Source organism: Cupriavidus sp. MEYA8 (genome assembly GCF_059278825.1).
In genome coordinates, this window is record NZ_CM181222.1 from 533,808 (window position 1) to 558,046 (window position 24,239).

The following is a 24,239-nucleotide window of genomic DNA, read 5'->3' on the forward strand; positions in this document are numbered from 1 at the left end:
GCAACGTGGCAGCCAACGATAAGGAGGCACGGCCATGCCGCATGACGACCTGATCCTGGCGACCCGCGATCTCGGCAAGTCGTTCCGCGGCTTTACCGCGGTCAACGGCGTCAACCTGCAAGTCCGGCGCGGCTCGATCCATGCATTGATCGGCCCTAATGGCGCAGGCAAGACCACTTGCTTCAACCTGCTCGCCAAGTTCCTGGAGCCGACCACCGGCACCATCGTATTCAACGGCATCGACATCACCCGCGAGAAGCCCGCGCAGATCGCGCGCCGCGGCGTGATCCGTTCGTTCCAGATCTCGGCGGTGTTCCCGCACCTGACGGTGATGGAGAACGTGCGCATCGGGCTGCAGCGACAGCTTGGCACCGCGTACCAGTTCTGGCGCAGCGAGCGCTCGCTCGATGTGCTCAACGACCGCGCCATGGAGCTGCTCGAGCAGGTGGGGCTGACCGAGTTCGCGCACACGCTGACGGTGAACCTGCCGTACGGGCGCAAGCGCGCGCTGGAGATCGCCACCACGCTGGCGATGGAGCCGGAGCTGATGCTGCTCGACGAGCCCACGCAGGGCATGGGCCACGAGGACGTGGACCGCGTCACGCAGCTGATCAAGAAGGTCTCCGCCGGCCGCACCATTTTGATGGTCGAGCACAACATGAGCGTGGTCTCGTCGATCGCCGACAAGATCACCGTGCTGCAGCGGGGCGCAATCCTGGCCGAGGGGCCTTACGCCGAGGTGTCGAAGGACCCGCGCGTGATGGAGGCCTACATGGGCACGGCCGATGCCGAGCTGCAGGGCGCGCACTGAAGCGGGGGACGAGCAAATGAGTACGATCAGCACGAACAACACTCCCGCCCTCGAAATCAAGGGCCTGCAGGCCTGGTATGGCGAATCGCACATCCTGCACGGCGTCGACCTCACGGTGAACCGCGGCGAAGTGGTGACGCTGCTGGGCCGCAACGGCGCCGGGCGCACCACCACGCTGCGCGCGATCATGGGCCTGACCGGCGCGCGCAAGGGCTCGATCAAGGTCAACGGCAACGAGACCATCGGCCTGCCCACGCACAAGATCGCGCACTACGGCATCGGCTACTGCCCGGAAGAGCGCGCGATCTTCTCCAGCCTGTCGTGCGAGGAGAACCTGCTGCTGCCGCCGCAGCTCAAGGGCAAGGGTGGCGAGACGACCGCGGGCATGAGCGAGTCCGAGATCTACGACATGTTCCCCAACCTGAAGGAGCGCCGCCAGAGCCAGGGCACGCGCCTGTCGGGCGGCGAGCAGCAGATGCTGGCGGTGGCGCGCATCCTGCGCACCGGCGCCAACCTGCTGCTGCTCGATGAAATCTCGGAAGGGCTGGCACCGGTGATCGTGCAGGCGCTGGCGCGCATGATCCGGATGCTCAAGCAGAAGGGGTACACGGTGGTGATGGTGGAGCAGAACTTCCGCTTCGCCGCGCCGCTGGCCGACCGCTTCTACGTGATGGAGCACGGCAGCATCGTCGAGCGCTTCGATGCCGGCGATCTGCAGGCAAAGATGCCGGTGCTGCATGAACTGCTGGGCGTATGAGTCTGACGAGGAGCACCCATGAACCTGTTTGAAATCCCCCTGCCGGCCCTGCTGTCGCAACTGCTGCTGGGGCTCGTCAATGGCGCCTTCTTCGCCATGCTGAGCCTGGGCCTGGCCGTGATCTTCGGCCTGCTCAATGTCATCAACTTTGCCCACGGCGCGCTGTTCATGCTGGGCGCGGTGCTGGCCTGGGCCGGCATGTCGTATGCCGGCCTGAGCTACTGGGCGATGCTGGCACTGGCGCCGCTTGCGGTGGCCGGCGTCGGCGTGTTGATCGAGAAAACCATGCTGCGCTGGATCTACAGGCTCGACCATATCTACGGCCTGCTGCTGACGCTGGGCATCACGCTGGTGATCGAAGGCGTGCTCCGTTCGGCCTATGGCGTTTCAGGCCTGCCCTATGCCCCGCCTGAAGCGCTGCAGGGCGCAACGGACCTGGGCTTCATGCGGCTGCCGAACTACCGCGTGTGGGTGGTGGTCGCATCGCTGGCGTCGTGCCTGTCGACGTGGTACGTGATCGAGAAGACCAGGCTCGGCGCGTATCTGCGCGCCGGCACCGAGAACCCGAAGGTGGTCGAGGCATTCGGCGTCAACGTGCCGAGGATGGTGACGCTGACCTACGGCTTCGGCGTCGCACTGGCCGGCTTCGCCGGCGTGCTGGCGGCGCCGGTGATGCAGGTGTCGCCGCTGATGGGGCAGAACCTGATCATCGTCGTGTTCGCGGTGGTGGTGATCGGCGGCATGGGTTCGATCCTCGGCGCGATCCTGACCGGCCTGGGGCTGGGCGTGATCGAGGGGCTGGCCAAGGTGGTCTACCCCGAGGCGTCGTCGACGGTGGTGTTCGTGGTCATGGTGGTCGTGCTGCTGCTGCGCCCGGCCGGACTGTTTGGAAAGGAGAAGTGATGAACGGATCGACTATCGCTACCCTCGGCATGCAGCCGGCACAGGCCGCGCGCCGCCTGCCGAAGCGGGCGCTCTACGGCGCGCTGCTGGCTTGCCTGCTGGCCGCGCCGCTGGCTGGCGCGTATCCGGTGTTTGTGCTCAAGGTGCTCTGCTTCGCGCTGTTCGCGTGCGCGTTCAACCTGCTGATCGGCTATGCCGGCCTGCTGTCGTTCGGCCATGCGGCGTTCTTCGGCGGTGCGGGCTATGCGGCCGGCCACGCCATAAAGGTGTGGGGCGTGACGCCCGAGATCGGGCTGCTGCTGGGCACGGGAACCGGCGCGCTGGTCGGCCTGGTGATGGGGGCGCTGGCGATCCGGCGCCAGGGCATCTACTTCTCGATGATCACGCTGGCGTTGGCGCAGATGCTGTTCTTCCTCTGCCTGCAGGCGCCGTTCACCGGCGGCGAGGACGGGCTGCAGGGCATCCCGCGCGGCAAGCTGTTCGGCGTGCTGCCGCTGTCCAATGACCTGACGCTGTACTACGTGGCGCTGGCGATCGTCGTGGCGGCGTTCGCGCTGATCGTGCGCACGGTGCATTCGCCGTTCGGCCAGATCCTGAAGGCGATCAAGGAGAACGAGCCGCGCGCGATCTCGCTGGGCTATGACGTCGACCGCTTCAAGCTGGCTGCCTTCGTGCTGTCGGCGGCGCTCGCGGGTCTGGCGGGTTCGGTCAAGGCGCTGGTGCTGGGCTTCGAGACCCTCAGCGACGTGCACTGGTCGATGTCGGGGCTGGTGATCCTGATGACGCTGGTCGGCGGGCTGGGCACTTTGGCCGGCCCCATCGTCGGCGCCTTCGTGATCGTGGCGCTGGAGAACAAGCTGGGCGACATCGGCAACCTGCTGGCCTCGGCCACCGGGCTCCAGTGGTTCAACGGGCTTGGCGAATCGGTGTCGATGGTGACCGGCTTCATCTTTGTCATCTGCGTGCTGGCGTTCCGCAAAGGCATTGTCGGCAGCTTCGGGCGGCAACCGGACTAGCTGCATTCGCTACGCGTTAACCCTTGGTTGACCCGCTGCCCCACTCGCGCATAGACTTTTTATGAACATATAGTTCATTTATGAACATAAAAGTCAGCGCGTGCCCGACCGATTCCGGAACGCCCCGCTGGCGTTACCGGAACGGCAACATGACTTTGAAGATCGGCATCAACGGCGCCGGCATCGGCGGACTGGCCGCGGCCATCGCGCTGCGCAGGCTCGGCCTGGACGCGGTGGTGTATGAACAGGCGCCCCGCTTTGCCCGGGTCGGCGCGGACATCAACCTGACGCCCAACGCGGTGCGCGCGCTGGACGGCCTTGGCGTCGGCGACGCGCTGCGCGAGACCGCCGCGCGGCCTTCGCACCGGATCAGCCGCATGTGGGATACCGGTGAAGAAACGTCGCGCCTGCCGATGCAGGAAGATGCCGAGCGCCGCTACGGCGCTCCGCAGCTCACCATGCACCGCGCCGACCTGATGACTGCGCTGGAAGCCGCGGTGCCCGCCGCGACCGTACGCCTGGATCACAAGGCCGTGGCGATCGTGTCGGACGCCGACGGCGCCACGCTGCGCTTTGCCAGCGGCACGGAAGAGCGTGTCGACGTGCTGGTCGGCGCCGACGGCATCCATTCCACGGTGCGCACCGCGCTGCTGGGCCAGGAAAGCCCGATCTTCACCGGTGTGGTCGCGTACCGTGCCGTGGTGCCCGCCGATAAGCTGGCCGGCGTGCCCAACCTGGGCGCCTTCACCAAATGGTGGGGTCCGGATGCCGCCACGCAGATCGTCACCTTCCCGCTCAACCGTGGCCGCGACATCTTTGTCTTTGCCACCGTGGCACAGGAAGCGTGGCGGCACGAGTCGTGGACCACGCCGGGCCGCGTGGAAGACTTGCGCAGCGCCTATGCCGGCTTCCATCAGGAAGCGCGCGCGCTGCTCGATGCCTGCGACGACGTGCTGATTTCTGCGCTGTACGTGCGCGATCCGCTGCCGCGATGGTCGTCCGGCCCGGTCACGCTGCTGGGCGATGCCTGCCATCCGATGATGCCGTTCATGGCGCAGGGCGCCGGCATGGCGATCGAGGATGGGGTGGTGCTGGCGCGCTGCCTGGCCGATGCGGCGAAAGATGGCGCTGCCGCCGTGCCCGCGGCGCTGGACCGTTACCAGGCTGCGCGCCATGAGCGCACCAGTCGCATCCAGATCGGCTCGCGCAGCAATGCGTGGCTCAAGGAAGGCGGCAATGCCGACTGGGTGTACGATTACGACGCCTGGAACGTGGCGCTGGGGTGAACGTATCCTTTGGGGGGTTGCTCCCCCACTCCCGCTTGCGGGGAGCGCCTGCCAGGGGTGGTAGTGAACCATAGCGCGCTCACATACCAACGGGCCCGCACTAGAGATCACCAGCCTGACGGCCGCGCGCGCGGCCGTCTTCCGTTAACACCAAAACCTCAGATGCCCAAGTCCCGTCCGCCGACCGAACCCGACCTCGACGACAGCGCCGAAGCCGAAGACGCCCGCGAAGCCCAGCTGGTTTCGCCGGTGATCCGCGGCCTGCGTCTGCTGCGCTATATCGCCGAAGGCGGTCCCACCGCCAACCTGAGCGAGGTCGGCCGCCGCATCGACGTGAACCGCGTCACCGTGATGCGGCTGCTGGACACGCTGGAGCACGAAGGCATGGTCGAACGCCTGCCTCATGGCGGCCACCAGGTCGGCTTCAATTTCCTGAAGCTCGCGTCGCGCGTGCTGGCATCGAACGACCTGACCAGCCTGGCCGCGCGCGTGCTGGCCACGCTGAGCGGTTCGCTGCAGCTGTCCGCGTACCTGGTGGTGCGCGACGGCGGCGACGCGCTCTACCTGCTGCGCCACATGCCGGCAGCGACGCTGGTCAGCAATATCCAGGTGGGCAGCCGCGTGCCGGCGCACCTGACCACGCCCGGCCGGATGCTGATCGCCGGCCTGCCGCCGGAAACACTGAAGGAATTGCTGGGCCCGGACCCGCTGCCGACCGTCACCGGCCAGAGCCCGGCCACCCATGCGCGGCTGGCCGATATCCTGGCCGCCGACCGCGAGCGCGACTGCGCGTGGAGTTTTTCGGCCTACGAACCGGGGATCGATTCGTGCGCGGCGCCGGTGCGCGGCGCCGATGGCGAAGTCGTCGCGGCCCTCAGCGTGGCGGGACCGCAGCAGCGCTTCGAGTCGGACGGCACGCTGCGCGCACGCGTGGAAAAGGAAGTCAAGGCAGCGGCGCGCGACCTGTCGGCGCTGCTCGGCCATCGCCCCGAGCGCCAGCGCTGACGCCAGCGGCAGCTATTTCGCCGTCATTCCGCGGTAATCCCGTACTCGCGGATCAGCTTTGCCCACGACGCGGTCTCCTGGCGAATGCGCGCGTCCAGCGCCTGCGGCGTGCTGCCGGCGGGCTCCATGCCCTGGCGCTGCAGTTCCTCTCGCACTGCCGGCGTAGCCAGCAACGCGCGCACGTCAGCGCTGAGCGCATCCGCCGCCGGCTGCGGCGTCGCCCTGGGCACCAGCAGCGCATACCAGGAACTGACATCGATGCCGGCCACGCCCTGCTCCGCCAGCGACGGCACGCCCGGTGCCGCAGGCGAGCGTCTGGCCTGCGTCACGGCCAGCGCGCGCAGCTGGCCCGACTGGATGAACGGCGCCAGCGTAGGCCAGGTGCCGAACAAGATCGGCACCTGCCCGCCCACCACGTCATTGAGCGCCTGCGTGGTGCCCTTGTACGGCACGTGCAGCAGCGCAATGCCGGCCTTGTGCCGGAACAGCTCGCCCGCCAGGTGCAGCCCGCTGCCGACGCCTGGGCTGGCGTAGCCCAGCGGCTTGCCGCTCTTGTCCGCCTGCTGCGCCAGCTTCACCAGCTCCTGCACGCTGTTGGCCTTGACCGACGGATGCACCGCCAGCACGTTGGGCGACCCTGCCAGCAGCGACACCGCGCGGAAATCGCGTTCGACGCTGTAGGTCAGCGCCGGCATCAGCGTGGGATTGATGGTGAGGTTGCCGGCCGGCGCCACCAGCAGCGTGCAGCCGTCGCCAGGAGCGCGCCGCACGGTGTCGATGCCGATATTGCCGTTGGCGCCCGGCTTGTTGTCGACCACGAACGGCGTGCCGCGCTTCTGCTGCAGGCCGTGCGCGAGCGTGCGCGCCAGCTGGTCGGCCGGGCCGCCGGCGGGAAACGGCACCACGATACGCACATTGGCGCAACTGGCCGCCTGCGCCACGGTCCACGGCATCGCCGCCAGGGCGATTGCCGCGCCCAGCCATCGGCGTCGTCGCGGCGAATGCTTCGATTGCCTGGATTGCTGCATGTCGCTGCCTGTACAAACGCCTATACAAACGGTTTCGGCATGACCGGACGGTAGTCGAGCAGGCGCGACAGCTCTGCCGCCGCCTGCCGGACTTTCTCGACCATGCCGTCCAGCTGGTCGGGTTCGATGCGCGCGGCGGGGATGGTGGCACCGAGCGCCGCCACAACCTTGCCGGTGCGGTCGCGCACCGGCGCCGCGATGGTGGAAATGCTGGCCTCGAAGAAGCCTTCATGCAGCACGTAGCCGCGCTCGCGGTCGCGCTGGACCATCTCATACAGCTCCTGGACCGTGCGCGGGGTGCTCTCGGAATACACTTCAAGGCGGTCTTCGGGATACAGCGCGCGCAGTTCTTCCAGCGTCAGGTCTTCCAGCAGCACCCGGCCCAGCACGGTGGCGTGCGCCGGCAGCCGCGTGCCGACGTTGACCGTGCTGGCGAACGGCCGCGCCGCGACCGACTTGGCCACGTAGACGATCGAGCGCCCGTCGCGCACCACCAGGTTGCACGGATAGTGGATCTCGTCGCGCAGCCGGTCGAGCAGCGGCCGGCCCAGTTCGGTCAGTTCCAGCGAAGCCAGGTAGTCAAAGCCCAGCCGCAGCACCGCCATGCCCAGGCGGAATTCGCGCCCGCCATCGGTGCGCTCGACAAATCCCATCATTTCAAGCGTGGCCAGCAGCCGGAACACGGTCGAGCGCGGCACCTTGAGGCGGCGCGCCAGGTCGGCGGCGGACAGCGTGCGCTCGCGGCTGCTGAACTCGCCCAGCAGCCGCAGGCCGCGCTCCAGGCCGGGCACGATGTACTTGTCCTGGCCGCTGTCCTTGTCGTCCTCTGGCGGCGTTTCGGTGGTCATGGTCTGTCTCTGCAGGTTTCGGTCTTGGCGTAACGCTTTCATATACCACGCCTGAAACCGATAGGGTACCTGTTCCGGGGATGAGACCCGCGATTCGGCCAGGTTTGGGGGCTTGACGACCAGCACTTTGTTGTTGCTCCGGCCCTCTCCCCCGCTCCTCTCCCGCGAGCGGGAGAGGGGAGCAAACAAGCGGGATAGAAGGGATTGCGGGCAGCGCCGCGACGGCGCCACGCGGGCGGAACCGGGCATCCCAAGCGCCACCAGATATCAGCCGCAGCGCTAGCCCCCAAGAGCCTCACCGCAAATACTCCCGCAACCAAGCCAGACACTGCTCCCCCTGCGCCGCCGGCCACCGCACCACAATGGTCTCGTCGCGACGCCGCAACTCAACGCAAATATCGCTCAACGGCCTAGCATCGCCACGCCCAAGCAGCCGCGCAAACAGTCCCGGCGCAGCAATTGGCGCCCGAACCGCATGACCATTGGCCGCAGGCACGGCAGCGGGTTGCAAGCGCACCGCCGAAGACAGCTGCGGTTGTGCCTGCCCTTGCGGCGGAGCCTGCAATTGCCCCTGCGGCGACAACCGCACCAGCAGGTTGGCGCCAAACTCATCCCACATCCGGTCTGCCTTGGTCTTCATCACACTCAGCCCGAACGTGCCGAGCCGCCCCAATACATCCACCTGCACCCTGATGCGCAGCTGCGTCGAGCCATCTTCCTGTGGGGTCAGGAAGATCTCGCTCGACTGGCGCAGCGAACTTGCCACCGACGCATCCTCGCCGGTGCCCTCGGTGCGCAGGTAATGCGGGGCGCGGGTTTCGACGATCTTCGTATGCAGCCGGAAGCGCGCGTTGATAAAGGCAATCTTCACCGCCATGTGCGCGATGTACTCGACATCGCTCAGCACCTCGATCGATTCCATGCCGGGGACGCACGCGCCCATTACGTTGGGGTCGAGCAGCAGTTCCCATACGCGCGCCGGCGGCGCCGCGGTCACAAGGGTCTTTTCAATTTCCACGCATTTTCTCCGCGGCGGACAGCACGGATTCGACGATGCCCACATAGCCGGTGCAGCGGCACAGATTGCCGTTCAGGCCGTGGCGGACTTCGTCCTCCGTCGGGTTGGGATTGTTGGCAAGCAGCGCGCACGACGCCATCAGGAAGCCCGGCGTGCAATAGCCGCACTGCAGCCCGCCGTTGTCCATGAAGCACTGCTGCAGCGGATGCAGCTGGCCGTCGGCGGCCAGCCCTTCCACCGTCATCACATGACGCCCGCGCGCCTGCACGGCAAGCATCAGGCAGGACTTGACCACCTCGCCGTCGACCAGCACGGAGCAGGCGCCGCAGATGCCGGTCTCGCAGCCGCGCTTGGTGCCGGTCAGGTTGAGGCCGTCGCGCAGCAGGTCGGAGAGCAGGCGCCGGGCCGGCACTTCCACCTGGTGTTCTTCACCATTGACGGTGAGTTCGATGCTGACTTTGTTCATGGCGATTCCTTACTCCGAGGCCACGCCGAACAACTCGGCGATAGTGCGGCGCGCGACCACGCGCACCATCTCGCGGCGGTACGTGTCCGAGCCGCGCATGTCCGAGACCGCATTGATGTCGGTGGCGACGATGGCGGCCGTCTCGGCAGCCAGTTCGGCGGTCACGATCTTGCCGGCGAGCAGCGCTTCGGCGCGGCCCAGCCGCGCCGGGATCGGCGTCGACGCGCCCACTGCGAGCCGCGCTTCCACGCAGAAAGCGCCTTCACGGCGCACCGCCAGCGCCACGCTGGCAAGCGGCCGGTGCTCGGCGGCGGTACGCAGGAAGCGCGCGTAGCGGCCGTCGGCGCCTGCGCCCGGCGCGGGCACGCGGATCTGCGTGAGCACCTCGTCGGGCGCCAGCGCGGTCACGTAGTAGTCGACCAGGAAATCTTCGATCGGGATCGCGCGCTCTCCGCCGCTGCCGCTGACCACGACCTGCGCCCCCAGCGCCAGCAGGCAGCCCGGCGGATCGGTGGCCGGGTCGGCGTAGCAGAGGTTGCCGCCGATGGTGCCCTGGTTGCGCACCTGCGGGTTGGCCACGCGCGCGGCCATGCTGGCCAGCATCGGGTAATGCGCCTGCACCAGCGTCGAACGCGCCACCTCGGCATGCCGCGTCAGCGCGCCGATGCGCAGGCCCTCGCGCGCATCGAAGCTGATGCCGCGCAGCGCTTCCAGCCTGCCCAGCGACACCAGGTGGCCGGGCGTCAGCATGCGCTGCCGCATGCCGAGCATCAGCGCGGTGCCGCCGGCAAAGACGCGGCAGCTGTCGCCAAGGTCGGCCAGCATGCGGCTGGCCTCGGCCACCGACGCCGGCTCCAGGAACTCGAAATCACGCATGGGCGGCCTCCCCGTCCTGCTGCTGCAAGGCGCGCAAACCCGCCAGCACCTTCTCCGGCGTGATCGGCAGCGACTGGATGCGCACGCCCACGGCGTCGAATACGGCATTGGCGATCGCCGCCGCACCAGGCAGGATCGCGGTTTCGCTGGCACCCTTGGCGCCATACGGCCCGTTGGGATCGTTCGATTCAACCACGTCGGTGCGCAGCATCGGCACCGCGTCGGCGGTGGGCATGGTGTAGTCGGCAAGGTTGCCGTTCATCAGGCGGCCTTCCTCGTAGTGCAGGTTTTCGTACAGCGTCCAGCCGATCGCCTGCACCGTGGCGCCATGGGTCTGGCCATGCACCGCAAGCGGGTTGATGGCCTTGCCGCAGTCGTCGGCGACAAAGCTGTCGACCACGGTGACCTGGCCCGTGCAGGTATCGACTTCCACCTCGACCGCATGCGCCGCGAACGAGTGCGACGGCGCGACGTTGCCGTAGTAGTTGTCGTCATGCATCACGGTGGGCGCGTCGTAGGTGGCGCGCACATGGATGCCTTCGCCTCCGTGGCGGAAGATGTGCAGCCGCGCGATCTCGGCCAGCGTGGCGGATTTGTCCGTCTGTCCGGATGCAACGATGCGGCCATCGGCAATCGTCAGGAGCTCGGCCGCGACGCCCAGCTTCTCCGCCGCCAGCGCCAGCAGCTTCTGCCGCGCCTCGCGCGCGGCGCGCAATGCCGCGTTGCCGGCGATGATGGTCACGCGCGACGCCAGCGATCCCAGGCAGAACGGTGCGGTGTCGGTGTCGGGCACCATCACCGTCACGTGCGACAGCGGGATGCCCAGCTCCTGCGCGCAGATCTGGCTGAGCATGGTGTTGGCGCCCTGCCCCATGTCGCATTCGCTGGTCTGCAGCATCACGCGGCCGTCTTCGTTGAGCTTGAGCAGGATAGTCGAGCCGTCCCAGTTGCCCAGCGTACGGTTGCCGCTGACATGCATCGCCGCCGCGATGCCGACGCCGCGCCGGCGCGTGCCGGTGCCGCGCGCGGCGAAGTTCAGGGTGGCGCGCTTCTGATCCCATCCGATCGCCTTGCGCGTCATCTCCAGGCACTCGGCCATGCCGGTGCTGCTGATCTTCCAGCCATGCACGCTGGTCGCGCCGGCGGGAATCGCATTGCGCTTGTGCACTTCAATCGGGTCGATGCCGAGCATGCCGGCCAGCACCGTCAGGTGGCAGTTCAGCGGAAACTGCATCTGCTGGCCGCCGAAGCCGCGGAACGCGCCGCGCGGCGGGTTGTTGGTATAGGCCATCACCGCGTGCGAGCGCACGTTGCGCACCTGGTGCATGTTGTCGCTGCGCATGGCGGTGACATGCATCACGTCGCCGGCCAGGCCGGCATACGCGCCGCACTCGGCGGTGATGCGCACGTCCTTGGCCACGATCATGCCGTCCGCGGACAGGCCCATGCGCAACCAGACCGTCATCGGCACGCTGGCGCGCGCGCCCTGGAAGTCCTCCAGCCGGCTGTTGACCAGCCGCACCGGCCGGTCCAGCCTGCTGGCCAGGAACGCACAGATCAGGCTGTTGTTCTCCTCGACGATCTTGGCGCCAAAGCCGCCGCCGGTGGTGGCCTGCACCACGCGGATGGTCGACACCGGCCGGTCCAGCGCCTCGGCCAGCCGCATGCGAGCCAGGAACACCGACTGGGTCGAGGCCCACAGCGTCAGCCGGCCGTTGCCGTCCTGCGCCGCGACCGACGCCATCGGCTCCAGGTAGCCCGGGTACTGCGAATGCATGTCGTAGGTGGCCTCATACACAACGGCGGCGCCGGCGAAGCCCGCTTCCACGTCACCGCGTTCGATCCGCATCTGGTGGCCGATATTGCGCGTGCCGGGGTGCAGCTCAGGCGCGCCTTCGGCCAGCGCCGCTGCCGGCGTCAGCAATGCCGGCAGCGGTTCATACTCGACGCGGATCAGGTCCAGCGCATCGCGCGCCACCTCGTCGCTGACTGCCGCCACGGCCGCCACTTCCTCGCCCACGTGGCGCACCACGCCGCAGGCCAGGATGCGCTGTTCCTTGCGGTGCGGGCCCCAGCTGCGGGTGGGCACGTCGTGTCCCGTTACCACCAGCTTCACGCCGGGCAATGCGCGCGCCGCCGACGTGTCGATGCCGACGATGCGCGCATGCGGGTGCGGGCTGCGCAGCACCTTGGCGTGCAGCATGCCGGGCAGCTTGATGTCGCCGGCATACTGCGCGCGCCCCATGACCTTTTCCCGCGCGGTCACCTGCGGCGTGGACGTTCCCACGATGGCCTTGCTCATGCCGGCCTCCTGCGTGTCGTGCTGCAAATAGCGTGTTGCATGAATCGATGCGCTGGCTGCTCTCACTCCGCGGTGATGCCGAGGTCGCGGATCACCTTGCCCAGGCGCTCGTAGTCGCCCGCATTGACCTTGTCGAGCGCGGCCGGCGCGCCGCCCACCGGGATGGCACCGAACGTGGCCATCTTCTCGGCCACGTCGGGCAGGCGGATCACGTCATTGAGCTGCTGGTTCAGCACCTTGACCACTTCCGGCGGCGTGCCCTTTGGCGCCATCACGCCATGCCAGGCACCGACTACCACGTCCTTGTAGCCAAGCTCGGCCAGCGTCGGCACGTTGGGCAGCAGCGGCGAGCGCTTCGCGTCCGTGATCGCCAGCGGGATCAGCCGGCCAGTGTTGATGTACTGGGCCACCGGACCCAGCGTGACGTAGGCGAAGTTCACATGCCCCGCCACCACGTCGTTGACCGCCGGCGCCACGCCCTTGTACGGCACGTGCTGGATCTTCACGCCGGCGGCGCGGTTCAGCATTTCACCGGCGATGTGCATCGGCGACCCGGCACCCGGGCTGCCGTAGGTGAAGGTCTTGCCCGCCCTGGCCGCCGCGATCATTTCCGGCAGGGTCTTGACACCAGCGGCCGGGTTGGCCACCAGCAGCACCGCCTGCACCGCTGTCTGGATCACCGGCGTGAAACCGTGCAGCGGGTCGTAGCTGGCGGCCGGCGCCAGCTTGAGCACCATCGGCGCGAGCGTGAACGGGTTCGGCGTGTAGAGCAGCGTGTAGCCGTCGGCGGGCGCCCGGCTGACAAAGCTGGCGCCGACCACCCCGCCGGCGCCGGGACGGTTCTCGACGATCACCGGCTGCTTCAGGCGCGCGGACAGCTTGTCGGCATACAGCCGCGCCATGGCGTCGGTATCGCCGCCGGGCGGATAGGCGACGACCATGGTCACGGTCTTTGCCGGATAGGGCGCGGCCACCGCGCTGCCCGCGGCAAGTGCGAGCGCGGCCATGGCAGTGGCGGCGAGAAAATGGCGGCGGGGGCGATCATGTCTCATCAACAGCTCCTGAGGGGGCGCAGTCGCGGCGTTGGAGGTGGGCTGTTGTGCACACCGCGAAACAGGGTTGGCTTATGGATCACAACACTGCGGTTGTTTTATTGGTAAAACACATGTTCACATCAGGAACGTGACTACTGTAGGTGGCAAATATTGACAACTCAACTTACTGAAAACACCAATTGACTTTTTATATTCGCTCATTGATTTTTTCTGGTGGTAATGACGAGACATTGGCACCGGACTCGCTGCGGCCTGTGAGACAATCTGGCCCGCCCACCGGCCCCGACCAACCTGCCGGCAGACCCCAGACAAGAGGACCGCATGCCCCGTGACGCCGCGCCCGCCCAGGGCCAGCCCGCGCCAGAACTGACCGCCAGCCCCTGGACCGATCTCGACGAGGCCGGCAACGGCCTGACTGTCGACAATTTCCTGACCACCATGCTGAGCCAGCTGGTGACCGCGCTGCGCAGCACCGTCACCAAGCCCTACGCCGAGCAGTTCGGCCTGACCGTGCCGGAGTGGCGCATCCTGGCGCTGCTGGCGCATGCGAAAGAACTGCCCTTCTCCGAGCTGGTCACGCAATCGACCTCGGACAAGGCGCTGGTCAGCCGCACGCTGCGGCTGCTGGAAGACCGCGGGCTGGTACGCCTGACTTCGGCCGGCAACACGCCGCGCAAGAAGCTGATCTGCGCCATCACCGAGGCCGGCTCGACGCTGCACGACCAGGTGATGCCGCTGGCACGCAAGGGCCAGGCAGAAGTGATCCGGATGCTGTCGCCGCAGGAAAGGGAGGCGGTTTATCAGGGGCTGCGCAAGCTGCTGCGGGCGCAGGGATAGCGCAGCGCCAGGTCGCACAGCAAAAGAAAAAGGCCGCCCCGGATCCCGGCGCGGCCTTCAAAGATAAACGGGACAAGCACGCGCCCGTTCAGACCTCCAGTTCCTCCAGCACCTGCCCCTTGGTCTCGATGCCGAAGAAGTGAACGGTGACGGCTGCCAGCGCGGGCACCACGGCCAGCGCGAAGAACGCCACGTTGAGGGTGCCGTTGCCGATGGTGCCGGCGATCAGCGTCGGCGCGAAGATCGCGGCCAGTTTCAGCCAGGCGCCGCCCAGGCCGCAGCCCATCGCGCGCACGCTGGTCGGGTACAGCTCGGGCGTATAGACATAGGCGGTGATAAAGCCGCTGGCCAAAAAGCCCATCGCCAGCGCGCAGAAGGTCGCCACCACATACACCGACGCGGCGTGGAACACGCCGGCCAGCACCAGCGACAGCGCGCACAGCAGGAACGACACGTTGATCACCGGCTTGCGGCCGACCTTGTCGACGATCATCGCGCACACCAGCGAGCCGACCACGCCCAGCACCGAGGCGCCCGCGGCCAGGTTCAGCGCCAGCTGCAGCGGCGCGTGGTAGACGGTCTTGTAGACCGTGGGCAGCCAGGTCGACAGGCCGTACTGGATAAAGCCGCAGGTTGCCCACAGCATCCACACCGCGATCGTGCGGCCCAGGTAGGCCTTGCTGACCAGGTCGCGCACGCGCCGGCGCGGATGCTGGGTCATGCGGTCATAGGCGCTGGCATTCTGCGGCGGCGGCAGCGGTCCCCTGGCGCGTGCCTCGAACGCACGCAGCGCCGCGTCGGCTTCTTCCAGGCGGCCCTTCTCGGCCAGCCAGCGCGGCGATTCCGGGATCACGCGCTTCAGGATGAAGAACAGCACCAGCGGCACGCCGCCGATGAAGTACATCACCTCCCAGCCGTAGTGCGGCACCAGCCAGGCGCCGACGCCGTTGGACACCATCAGGCCGATCGGGAACACCACCTCGTACAGCAGCACGAAGCGGCCGCGGCCATGCGCGCGTGTGACTTCATTGATATAGGTGGCGGCCACCGGCAGCTCGCCGCCCAGGCCCAGGCCCTGCACGATGCGCAGCAGCAGGAAGATCTCGAACGACGGCGCGAAGCCGCAGGCAATGCTCATCAGGCCGATGATGCCCGCGCTCCAGCCGATCGAGCGCAGCCGGCCGAAGCGCTCGGCCAGCCCCGGGAACAGCAGCGCGCCGACCAGCTGGCCGACCGACGGCGCGGCGATCAGGACCCCGATCTGCGCCGGCGTCAGCGACCATTGCGCGATCAGCAGCGGCAGCGTGGCGGCAATGGCGATGACATCGAAGCCGTCGAAGAAGGTGGCCAGGCCGATCAGCAGCCGGGCGCGGATATGCATGGCGTTGCCCGGCATGCGTTCAATGCGGGCGACGATGTTGCCGCGCGTGACCGGGCCGCTGCGGGCAGCCGCAGCGCTTTGGCCGGCGCTGTCGGCCGTGGTCACGATACCTGCGGTGGCGGCCACCGGTGCGCCGGGGGACGCTGCGTCTTGTCTCTGTGTGAACACGGTACTTCTCGGTTTGATTCTTCGGGGGTTGCTCCCCTCTCCCGCTTGCGGGAGAGGGGTTTGGGGAGAGGGCAGGCGCTGCAGGCGGCATACGCCCGGCTTGCCCGGCGGCCTTGGATGAGGAAATCGGGACCTGGCAACGCGCTGGCTGCGGCCAGCGCTGGCCCTCTCCCCCGCCCCTCTCCCGCGCGCGGGAGAGGGGCGAAAACACTCTCGGAACGAGCAATCGCGAATTACAAGTCCAGCACCAGCTTGCTGCCCTTGCACCCGGACACGCATACCATCATGGTCTTGTTGCTGGCGCGCTCGCTGTTGCTCAGCACGCTGTCGCGGTGGTCCGGGCAGCCTTCCAGCACGGCGGTTTCGCACGAGCCGCACACGCCTTCGCGGCAGCTGTACTCGACCTCCACGCCGGAATCGAGCAGCGCATCGAGCAGCGACTTGCCCGACGGCACCTTGACCAGCGAGCCGGTGCGCGACAGCTGCACCACGTATTCGCCCTCCTGCACCGCCTCGGTCGACGGGTCGGCGGCAAAGCGCTCGATATGGACATTGGGGTAGGCATGCGCCTCGCATGCGGCCTCGAACGCATTCAGCATCGGGCCCGGGCCGCAGCAATAGAAATGCGTCTGCGCGTCCTGTCCGCCCAGCATCGCCTTCAGGTCCGGCGGCGCGCCCGCTTCGTCGTCGAAGTGGAAGCGCACCGCATCGCCATAGGCCGACAGCGGTTCGACGAATGCCGCCTCGGCGCGCGAACGGGCGCAGTAGATCAGCGTGAACGACTTGCCCAGCTCCGCCAGCCGGCGCGCCATGCAGACGATCGGCGTGACGCCGATGCCGCCGGCCACCAGCACGGTATGCGCGGCGCTCTCGTCCAGCTCGAAGTTGTTGCGCGGCGCACCCACCGTCAGCGTGGCACCCACGCGCAGCTGCTCATGCACGTAGCGCGAGCCGCCGCGGCTGCCGCGGTCCAGCAGCACGCCCACGGTGTAGCGGTTGCGCGCTTCCGGCGCGCCGCACAGCGAGTAGCTGCGCACCAGGCCATTGCCCAGGTGCAGGTCGATATGGGCGCCCGGGCTGTACTCGGGCAGGGTCTTGCCTTCGGGATCTTGGAGTTCGATGCTGACCACGCCGCGCGCTTCAAAACGCATGGCCTGGACGCGCAGGGTCAGGGACTGGTGGGCACTCATTGCTGCTTCCTTCTGTCGCGCTTCTCTCTCTTACCGCTTCTCGGTCAGGAACTTGCCTGCCGGGCCGCCTGCGTTCTTCTGGCGGCGGGTGTTGCCGTCGATGCCGCCCTCGATCGCCCATTCGGCGAACATGGTCGGACCCGGCTCGAAGGCGCGCGGCTCCCAGTGCTCGTCGAGCTGGTCTTCATCGGCGTAGTATTCGATCAGGCCGCCGGCCGGGTTCTTGAAGTACCAGAAGTAGGCCGAGGAAATCGGATGCCGGCCCGGGCCGAGCTGCGTGTCCCAGCCCTTGCGCGAGACATGCATGCCGCCGCCGAAGACTTCATGGATGTCGCGCACGGTGAAGGCGACGTGGTTCAGGCCGCTCTTCGGTTCCGGCAGCTGTAGCAGGAACAGGTCGTGGTGGCCGCCATCCGCGGTGCAGCGCAGGAACGCGCCGCGGTCCGGGTAGCGGTCCGACGGCACGAAGCCGAACTTCTCCACATAGAACTGCTCGGTGGCCTTGACGTCCTTCACGAAGAACACCACGTGGCCGACTTCGATCGGCGTGGCGTGGTCGTAGATCGGGCTGCGCTGGTTCAGGCGCGGCTTGTCGTTCCACGTATTCATCAGCGCGCATTCGACCTGCACGTCATGCTTGCGCGTGACCTGGAAGCGCACCGCCAGGCCGTTCGGGTCGGTGCAGCCGATGCGCAGCGTGGCGCCTTCGCCTTGCTTCACGAAGCCCGGCGCATCGGCGATCGCGTCAGCCAGATGGTCGAGCGATGCCTGCGACTCGACGCCCCACACCACTTCGCGCAGCGTCGGGCCGGCCTCGATCGCAGGCGGCAGCGAAGCATCGTCGATGCGGCGCACCAGCACGCGGCAGCCGTTCAGCGTTTCGAAGTCCAGGCCCTGCGCGTCATCGCGCTTGATGGCCAGGCCCCAGTCCGAGAAAAAGCCACGGCAGGCGTCAAAGTCATCCGCGCCGTAGACGATCTCGTCGATTCCCAATACCTTGATCATTGCTTCTCTCCTGCCTGCCGGGCTCAGTGGCTGGCCCACGGCAGCGGTTGTTCGTTCAGGCCCCAGTACACGCTTTTCTGCTCCATGTACTGCAGGATGCCCAGCCGTCCCTTCTCGCGGCCCAGGCCGCTGTCGCGCCAGCCGCCGAACGGCGTCGAGATCGAGAACTGCTTGTAGGTGTTGATCCACACATTGCCCGCCTGCACCGCACGGGCCACGCGCCAGGCGCGCTTGTAGTCGCGCGTCCAGATGCCGGCGGCCAGCGCGTAGACGCTGTCGTTGGCCTGTCCGATCAGGTCGTCCTCGTCGTCGAACGGGATCGCCACCAGCACCGGCCCGAAAATCTCTTCCTGGCAGATGCGGGCGTTGTTATCCAGGCCTTCGATGATGGTGGGCGTGTAGAAGTAGCCGTTGGGCAGGCCGGCCACGTCGGGACGCACGCCGCCGGTGCGCAGCTGGCCGCCTTCGTGCACGCCGGTCGCGACGTAGGATTCGATGCTGTCGCGGTGGCGGTCGGTGATCAGGGGGCCCATCTGGGTACGTTCATCGGCGGGGTCGCCAACGCGCAGGTGCGAAGCGGCGGCCGCCAGGCGGTCGATGAACGGCTCATACTGCGAACGCGCGACGAACAGGCGCGAGCCGGCGATGCACGACTCGCCCGACGAGCTGAAAATGCCGTACAGCACGCCGTTGACCGCGTGGTCGAGGTCCGCGTCGTCGAACACCATGGTCGGCGACTTGCCGCCCAGCTCCAGCGACACCGGCATCATCTTGTCGGCGGCGATATGCGCGATGTGCTTGCCGGTGGTAGTGCCGCCGGTGAACGACACGCGCCGCACCAGCGGATGCTTGGTGATGGCATCACCGATCACCGAGCCCTTGCCCGGCAGCACGCTGATCAGGCCCTTGGGCACGCCGGCTTCTTCGCAAATGCGCGCCAGTTCCAGTGCCATCAGCGGCGTGACTTCGGCCGGCTTGACCACCACGGCATTGCCGGCGGCGAGCGCGGGGGCCATCTTCTGCGCCTCGCTGGCGATCGGCGAGTTCCACGGCGTGATCGCCGCGACCACGCCCATCGGCTCGTAGACGCTCATGGTCAGGCAGTCGCCGCGCTGCGGCGTGATGGTTTCTTCCAGCGTTTCGCAGGCGGCGGCAAAGAACTGGAAGGTGCCGGCTGCGCTGGCGACCAGGGCGCGCGTTTCGCTGATGGGCTTGCCGTTGTCCAGGCGCTGCCGTTGTGCCAGCGGCTCGGCTTGTGCGCGGATCAGTTCGGCCACGCGGTACAGCACAGCGGCACGCTCGTGCGGCTTGCGCTGGGCCCAGCCGCTGGTAAGGAAGGCATGGTGCGCGCCCTGCACGGCTTCTTCCACGTCAGCCGGGCTGGCGGCATTCAGTTCTGCGACGACCTCGCCGGTCGCCGGATAGCGCGTGCCGTAGCGGTCGCCCGTGCCGAGGCGCCATTCGCCGGCGATGCAGATGGGGAGGACTTCTTGTGGGTTCATGTCGTTGCCTGCTAAGTCTGTGGGGCGTGGCTGCCGGAACTAGATCGATACCGCATGCGCGCGGTTGCCCAGCGCCCGCACCACGCTGAACACCGTCAGCGCCGACGTCTTCGGATTCGCCGCCAGCGGCTTGCCCCGCATCGTCAGCTCGAACCCGCCAAACGCCCCGCGCGCTTCCACGTGATGCACGTTCTCCACCGCATGCGGATCGGCCAGCAGCTTCACCGCAGTGCGATCCAGCCCGAGGCCGGCCAGCGACACCGTGGCGGCGACGTTGGCGTTCTTCGGGTACAGGCGCGCGGCGTCGCGCGCCGTGCCTTCGAAGATCACCGTCGCCTCGGTCAGCGCATCCAGGTCGAACAGCTTCTCGGCCGGGGTGCCAGCCCAGGCGCGCGCCGGCTTGCGGCCGGTGTAGATCACTTCATCCAGCCCGCCGACGCGCGCCGCGGCCAGCGCGTCGATGGCGCCGATGGCACCGGACAGCAGCTGCACCTGCGTGCCGCCACGGCGTGCCGCCGCTTCCAGCCGCTCGGCCATGCCGGGCTCGGACAGCGCGCCCACCGACACCACCATGCACGGGATGCCGCGCTCCAGCGCCGGCACGATGTGCTCTTCCAGCGCATGGTGGCCGGCGCACTCGACCAGCAGGTCGGGGCGCTGGTCGTCAAGGTGCGTGGCCACGCGGGCGCTGGGCGCCAGCGCGGACAGCGCGCCGCGGGCCTCGTCCATCGCGCTCTCGGGCACGATCACCACGTCGAAGGCGACGTCGGGATCGCTCTTGAGCAGCTCAAGCACGCCCCGGCCGATCGCACCGCACCCAATCATGGACACATGCAGCATTTTTCTGCTCTCCTCAGGCGCTGACGGTGGCCTGTTCCGAAGCCGGGGTTTCCTTGTTCACCGGCGGGCCGGCAAACACGGTCTTGAAGCTGCCGATCGACAGCATGTCGATTTCCAGCAGGAACGGGCCGGGCTCCACCGTGGCCTGCTCCAGCGCGGCGCCGACTTCGGCCAGGCTGCTGACGCGCGCATGGCGCAGCGACAGCGACCTGGCCAGCGCGGCGTAGTCGGGCGTATGCAGGTCGACGTAGTGGCGGCGGCCGCCGTACTGCGCGTCCTGGATGTTCTTGATCACGCCGTAGCCCTTGTCGTTCATCAGCACGATGACCATGTCGGCACGTTCCTGCACGGCAGTCGCCAGCTCACCCAGGTTCAGGATGAAGCCGCCGTCGCCGGCCAGCGTGAAGGTCTTCTTGCCCGACGCGGTGGCCGCCGCGCCGATCGCGGCGCCGATGCCCATGGCCAGGCCCTGGCCAATGCCGCCGCCCAGCGCATGCACGCCGGCGCGCGAGTCGAAGATGCGCAGTTCGCGATTGCCCCAGGTGCTGTTCGACACGGTCACGTCGCGCACCCAGTTGAAGTTGCGGCCGACTGCGCCTTGCAGCGCCTGCACCAGTGCCGAGTACGGGCCCAGGCCATCGACCAGGCCGTTGACGGCGACGTCATGCGCGCGGCGCAGGTCGGCGGCGAAGGCCGGATCGACATTCATGCGCTTTTCGAGCCGGTCTGCGAGCGCGTCCAGCGCCAGCGCGGCATCGCCGCTGACAAAGTAATCGCTCTGGTAGCAGCGGCCTTCGGCGGCGGGATCGGCGTCGATGCGCAGCAGCGGGCGCGGCAGCTTCAGTTCGTACTTCAGCGTTTCATTGCCGCGCAGGCGCGAGCCCACCACCAGCATCGCGTCGCAGGTCTGGTAAAAGGCCTCGACCGGCTTGTGCAGGTTGTAGGCGCCCAGCGAGCGCGGATCGTCTTCCGCCACGATGCCGCGGCCTTGCGTGCTGGTGACCACGCCGAAGCCCAGGTCCAGCAGGCGCTGCACCTGCTTGCTGGCGTGGCGGGCACCGCCGCCCAGCCACAGCAGCGGGCGTTTGGCATTCACCAGGCGCTCGGCCAGCGCGTCCAGCGCGTGCGCCGACGGCACATGCTTAGGCACCGGCAGCGGCTGCAGGTCGGCCGGCAGGTCGATCAGCGCGGCCTGTATGTCGATGGGGATCTCCACGCTGACCGGGCCGGTCGGCGCCGTCAGCGCGGTCTGCACCGCCAGCTTGATGGTGCTGATCGCGGTGTCGGCGCTGCGGATGCGGAAGGCGGCCTTCGACACGGCCTTCAGCATGGTGAGCTGGTCCGGCGCTTCGTGGATGTAGGCCAGGTTCTGGTCCAGGTACGGCGTCTCGATCTGGCCGGTGATATGCAGCATCGGCGTGCCGGCGGTCAGCGCTTCGACCATGGCGCCGGCGGCATTGCCCGCGGCGGTGCCGGTGCTGGTCAGGCACACGCCCAGGCCGCCGGTGGTGCGGGCGTAGGCGTCGGCCATGTTGGTGCCGCCCGCTTCGCCGCGTGCCGGCACGAAGCGGATGTGGCCGCGCTCGCCCATGGCGTCGAGGATCGGCATGTTGTGGATCGAGATCACGCCGAACGCGGCCTTGACCCCGCACTGCTCGAGAAACGCCGTGATGGCGCAGCCGACGGTGACCTGCTGTTGTTCGTACTGGTGTTGATTAGGCATGACGGGAGTGTCCTCCGGAGATATCGATATGGCTGCCCGTGGTGTACGAAGACAACGGCGAGGCAAGGAACAGGATGGCGCGGGCTGCCTCGACGGGCAGGCCCAGGCGGCCAAGGGGAATATGTTTCTGCTGGGCCAGGCGCGCGGTCCACGCGGCCCAGTCCAGGTGGCGGTCTGCTTCAGGACGCGCCTCGAAGCGGCGGCGCCACTGGCCCGATTCGACCAGCCCGATCAGGATGCCGTTGACGCGGACACCCTTGGGCGCGAACTCGGTGGCCATCGAGCGCACCAGGTTCAGCACGCCGGCGCGCGCGGCGGAGGTCGCCACCATGTGCGGCTCGGGCTGTTGCGCCAGCAGCGAGTTGACGCAGACGATCGCGCCCTGGCCCGACTTCTCCAGCTGCGGCAGGAAGGCGCGCGTCGGGTGGATCACCGAGAAGAACTTGAGCTGCAGTTCGTCCATCCAGGCCGCGTCTTCGGTATTGGCGAAGGTGGACACGCGGCCCTGGCCGGCGTTGTTGACCAGCATGTCGACATTGCCGAGCTTCTGCTGCACGTCGGCCGCGAAGGCGGCGACCTGTTCCGGCTTGAGCACGTCGCAGGTGGCGGCATGGAGCCGGCACCCGGGGAATTTCTCGCGCAACTGCGCTTCGGCGCTGCGCAGGCGGGCTTCGTCGCGGCCGCACATGGCGACGGCGGCGCCCGCTTCGAGCAGCAGTTCGACGGTCGCCAGCCCGATGCCGGAGGACCCGCCGGTAACGACGGCAACCTTGCCGCCGAGTTCAATCATGGACATTGTCCTCACTCCCGATACAGATTCACGACCTTGCCGGCGCTGTGCAGCGACAGCCGGTAGTCAAGCAGGCGCGACAGCTCGCCCGCTGTGCTCCTCACCTTCTCCACCATCGCGTCCAGCTGTTCCGGATCGATATGCGCAGCGGGGATGGTGGCGCCCAGCGCCGCCACCACCTTGCCGGTGCGGTCGCGCACCGGCGCGGCAATGGTCGAGATGCTCGATTCGAAAAAGCCTTCCTGCAGCACGTAGCCACGCTCGCGGTCGCGCTGGACGATGGCAAAGAGCGCATCGACCGTGCGCGGCGTGCTGTCTGAGAACACTTCCAGCTGCGCCTCCGGATACAGCGCGTGCAGTTCCGCCAGCGGCAGGTCTTCCAGCAGCACCCGGCCCAGCACCGTGGCATGCGCGGGCAGCCGCGTGCCGACGTTGACCGAGCTGGCGAAGGGCCGCGGCGACACCGCCTTGGCCACGTAGACGATCGAACGCCCGTCGCGCACCACCAGGTTGGTCGGATAGCCGATCTCGTCGCGCAGCCGCTCCAGCAGCGGGCGGCCCAGTTCGGTCAGCTCCAGCGACGCCAGGTACTCGAACCCCAGCCGCAGCACCGCCATGCCCAGCCGGAAATCGCGGCCGCCATCGGCGCGCTCGACAAAACCCAGCATTTCCAGCGTGGCCAGCAGGCGGAACACGGTGGAGCGCGGCACCTTCAGGCGGCGCGCCAGTTCGGCGGCCGACATGGTGCGGTCCTTGCTGCTGAACTCGCCGAGCAGGCGCAGCCCGCGCTCCAGGCCCGGGACGATGTACTTGTCCGGGGTTTCGTTGGCGGCTGGCGTCGTCGGGATGGCGTTGGTGCTCATGGTCAGTGCGTGCGAACAGGCCGATGGCGCATCAGCGCTTGATCTTCGCGAGCGGGTGCTCGGGCGGGTAGGTCGGCGTGACCGGCTTCTTGGCGCCGAGCATCACGCACATCAGCGCGTCTTCCTCGCCGATATTGATTTCCTCGCGATACACGCCCGGCGGCACCGAGACCAGGTCGCGGTCGGTCAGGACGGTCTCGAAGCGCTCGCCATCCTTTTCCAGGATCAGCTTGATCTTGCCGCGCAGGACGAAGAACACCTCTTCCACGTCGGTGTGGATATGCGACGGGCCTTCATGGCCGGCCGGGATGATCATGGTGGAGAAGGTGAAGTGCTCCGACGGCACGGTGTTGGTGTCCGCGGCCACGCCGGTGCCGCCGGTGCCCAGGTAGCGCATCTGCGCGCGGCGGTACTTGGGGTCGTAGTCGGCCTGGAACTTCAGCGCGTCCCAGTCGTACTTGCGCGTGGAGAAGCGCGCCACGCGGCTTTCCATCCACTGGTCGAACGAGGCGCCGTCCGGCTGGTCCCAGGAACGCTTGATGTTTTGCTGTTGGGAAAGATCGCTCATT

General features: G+C 67.9%; 23 protein-coding genes. 7 read left to right on the top strand and 16 right to left on the bottom strand.

The window, feature by feature from the left end:
* Positions 1–34 precede the first annotated feature (34 nt).
* The 6 genes from AC5WJ1_RS19570 to AC5WJ1_RS19595 all read left to right on the top strand — a co-directional run bounded on the left by AC5WJ1_RS19570 (position 35) and on the right by AC5WJ1_RS19595 (position 5,778).
* Complete coding sequence (locus AC5WJ1_RS19570; RefSeq protein WP_494476915.1) at positions 35–811, top strand: ABC transporter ATP-binding protein; 777 nt, start codon at positions 35–37, stop codon at positions 809–811.
* Positions 812–836: 25 nt separating this feature from the next.
* On the top strand, positions 837–1,568 hold the full coding sequence (locus AC5WJ1_RS19575) for an ABC transporter ATP-binding protein (RefSeq protein ID WP_135704013.1): 732 nt from the start codon (positions 837–839) through the stop codon (positions 1,566–1,568).
* Positions 1,569–1,586: 18 nt separating this feature from the next.
* Entirely contained in the window at positions 1,587–2,471 is an 885-nt protein-coding gene (locus AC5WJ1_RS19580; protein ID WP_494476916.1) for a branched-chain amino acid ABC transporter permease, read from the top strand.
* A complete protein-coding gene (locus AC5WJ1_RS19585) occupies positions 2,471–3,487 on the top strand; it encodes a branched-chain amino acid ABC transporter permease (protein WP_135703664.1) in 1,017 nt (338 codons plus the stop codon). The genes AC5WJ1_RS19580 and AC5WJ1_RS19585 overlap by 1 nt, the downstream gene beginning before the upstream one ends.
* A gap of 149 nt (positions 3,488–3,636) precedes the next feature.
* Positions 3,637–4,773 (top strand): FAD-dependent monooxygenase, encoded by a 1,137-nt coding sequence (locus AC5WJ1_RS19590; protein ID WP_135703663.1) that lies wholly within the window; start codon positions 3,637–3,639, stop codon positions 4,771–4,773.
* 162 nt (positions 4,774–4,935) lie between these two features.
* A complete protein-coding gene (locus AC5WJ1_RS19595) occupies positions 4,936–5,778 on the top strand; it encodes an IclR family transcriptional regulator (RefSeq protein ID WP_135703662.1) in 843 nt (280 codons plus the stop codon).
* Positions 5,779–5,801: 23 nt separating this feature from the next.
* Here the strand turns inward: AC5WJ1_RS19595 and AC5WJ1_RS19600 are convergent, their stop codons facing one another.
* The 7 genes from AC5WJ1_RS19600 to AC5WJ1_RS19630 all read right to left on the bottom strand — a co-directional run bounded on the left by AC5WJ1_RS19600 (position 5,802) and on the right by AC5WJ1_RS19630 (position 13,368).
* Positions 5,802–6,806, bottom strand: a complete 1,005-nt coding sequence (locus AC5WJ1_RS19600) for a Bug family tripartite tricarboxylate transporter substrate binding protein (protein ID WP_135703661.1) — start codon at positions 6,804–6,806, stop codon at positions 5,802–5,804.
* Between the two features lie 20 nt (positions 6,807–6,826).
* Entirely contained in the window at positions 6,827–7,654 is an 828-nt protein-coding gene (locus AC5WJ1_RS19605) for an IclR family transcriptional regulator (protein WP_133094917.1), read from the bottom strand.
* Positions 7,655–7,949: 295 nt separating this feature from the next.
* Entirely contained in the window at positions 7,950–8,672 is a 723-nt protein-coding gene (locus AC5WJ1_RS19610) for an SRPBCC family protein (protein WP_494476917.1), read from the bottom strand.
* Positions 8,662–9,138, bottom strand: a complete 477-nt coding sequence (locus AC5WJ1_RS19615) for a (2Fe-2S)-binding protein (protein WP_133094915.1) — start codon at positions 9,136–9,138, stop codon at positions 8,662–8,664. Before AC5WJ1_RS19615 ends, AC5WJ1_RS19610 begins: the two co-directional genes overlap by 11 nt.
* A gap of 9 nt (positions 9,139–9,147) precedes the next feature.
* Positions 9,148–10,014 (bottom strand): FAD binding domain-containing protein, encoded by an 867-nt coding sequence (locus tag AC5WJ1_RS19620; RefSeq protein ID WP_195427910.1) that lies wholly within the window; start codon positions 10,012–10,014, stop codon positions 9,148–9,150.
* A complete protein-coding gene (locus AC5WJ1_RS19625; RefSeq protein WP_494476918.1) occupies positions 10,007–12,316 on the bottom strand; it encodes a xanthine dehydrogenase family protein molybdopterin-binding subunit in 2,310 nt (769 codons plus the stop codon). The genes AC5WJ1_RS19620 and AC5WJ1_RS19625 overlap by 8 nt, the downstream gene beginning before the upstream one ends.
* Before the next feature lie 62 nt (positions 12,317–12,378).
* A complete protein-coding gene (locus tag AC5WJ1_RS19630) occupies positions 12,379–13,368 on the bottom strand; it encodes a Bug family tripartite tricarboxylate transporter substrate binding protein (RefSeq protein ID WP_431189856.1) in 990 nt (329 codons plus the stop codon).
* A 324-nt stretch (positions 13,369–13,692) separates the two neighbouring features.
* On the opposite strand from AC5WJ1_RS19630, the gene AC5WJ1_RS19635 reads away from it, so the two are divergent.
* The gene (locus AC5WJ1_RS19635; protein WP_133094912.1) at positions 13,693–14,208 is read left to right on the top strand and encodes a MarR family winged helix-turn-helix transcriptional regulator; all 516 of its coding nucleotides are present in this window, start codon (positions 13,693–13,695) and stop codon (positions 14,206–14,208) included.
* An 88-nt stretch (positions 14,209–14,296) separates the two neighbouring features.
* Here the strand turns inward: AC5WJ1_RS19635 and AC5WJ1_RS19640 are convergent, their stop codons facing one another.
* The 9 genes from AC5WJ1_RS19640 to AC5WJ1_RS19680 form a co-directional block, all read right to left on the bottom strand.
* Positions 14,297–15,715 carry an MFS transporter gene (locus tag AC5WJ1_RS19640; protein WP_135704011.1) on the bottom strand — a complete coding sequence of 473 codons (1,419 nt, stop codon included), beginning with the start codon at positions 15,713–15,715 and terminating at the stop codon, positions 14,297–14,299.
* 275 nt (positions 15,716–15,990) lie between these two features.
* The gene (locus tag AC5WJ1_RS19645) at positions 15,991–16,947 is read right to left on the bottom strand and encodes a PDR/VanB family oxidoreductase (RefSeq protein ID WP_133094911.1); all 957 of its coding nucleotides are present in this window, start codon (positions 16,945–16,947) and stop codon (positions 15,991–15,993) included.
* Positions 16,948–16,977: 30 nt separating this feature from the next.
* Entirely contained in the window at positions 16,978–17,952 is a 975-nt protein-coding gene (locus tag AC5WJ1_RS19650) for a VOC family protein (RefSeq protein ID WP_135703657.1), read from the bottom strand.
* A 23-nt stretch (positions 17,953–17,975) separates the two neighbouring features.
* The gene (locus AC5WJ1_RS19655; protein ID WP_135703656.1) at positions 17,976–19,454 is read right to left on the bottom strand and encodes an aldehyde dehydrogenase; all 1,479 of its coding nucleotides are present in this window, start codon (positions 19,452–19,454) and stop codon (positions 17,976–17,978) included.
* A gap of 39 nt (positions 19,455–19,493) precedes the next feature.
* Positions 19,494–20,294, bottom strand: coding sequence for an aspartate dehydrogenase (locus AC5WJ1_RS19660; protein ID WP_135703655.1), 801 nt, complete (start codon positions 20,292–20,294; stop codon positions 19,494–19,496).
* 13 nt (positions 20,295–20,307) lie between these two features.
* The gene (locus tag AC5WJ1_RS19665) at positions 20,308–22,017 is read right to left on the bottom strand and encodes a thiamine pyrophosphate-binding protein (protein WP_135703654.1); all 1,710 of its coding nucleotides are present in this window, start codon (positions 22,015–22,017) and stop codon (positions 20,308–20,310) included.
* Positions 22,010–22,813, bottom strand: coding sequence for an SDR family oxidoreductase (locus AC5WJ1_RS19670; RefSeq protein ID WP_135703653.1), 804 nt, complete (start codon positions 22,811–22,813; stop codon positions 22,010–22,012). Before AC5WJ1_RS19670 ends, AC5WJ1_RS19665 begins: the two co-directional genes overlap by 8 nt.
* Positions 22,814–22,818: 5 nt before the next feature.
* Complete coding sequence (locus AC5WJ1_RS19675) at positions 22,819–23,670, bottom strand: IclR family transcriptional regulator (protein WP_133094905.1); 852 nt, start codon at positions 23,668–23,670, stop codon at positions 22,819–22,821.
* 31 nt (positions 23,671–23,701) lie between these two features.
* Positions 23,702–24,238, bottom strand: coding sequence for a cupin domain-containing protein (locus AC5WJ1_RS19680; RefSeq protein ID WP_133094904.1), 537 nt, complete (start codon positions 24,236–24,238; stop codon positions 23,702–23,704).
* Between the last annotated feature and the right edge of the window lies 1 nt (position 24,239).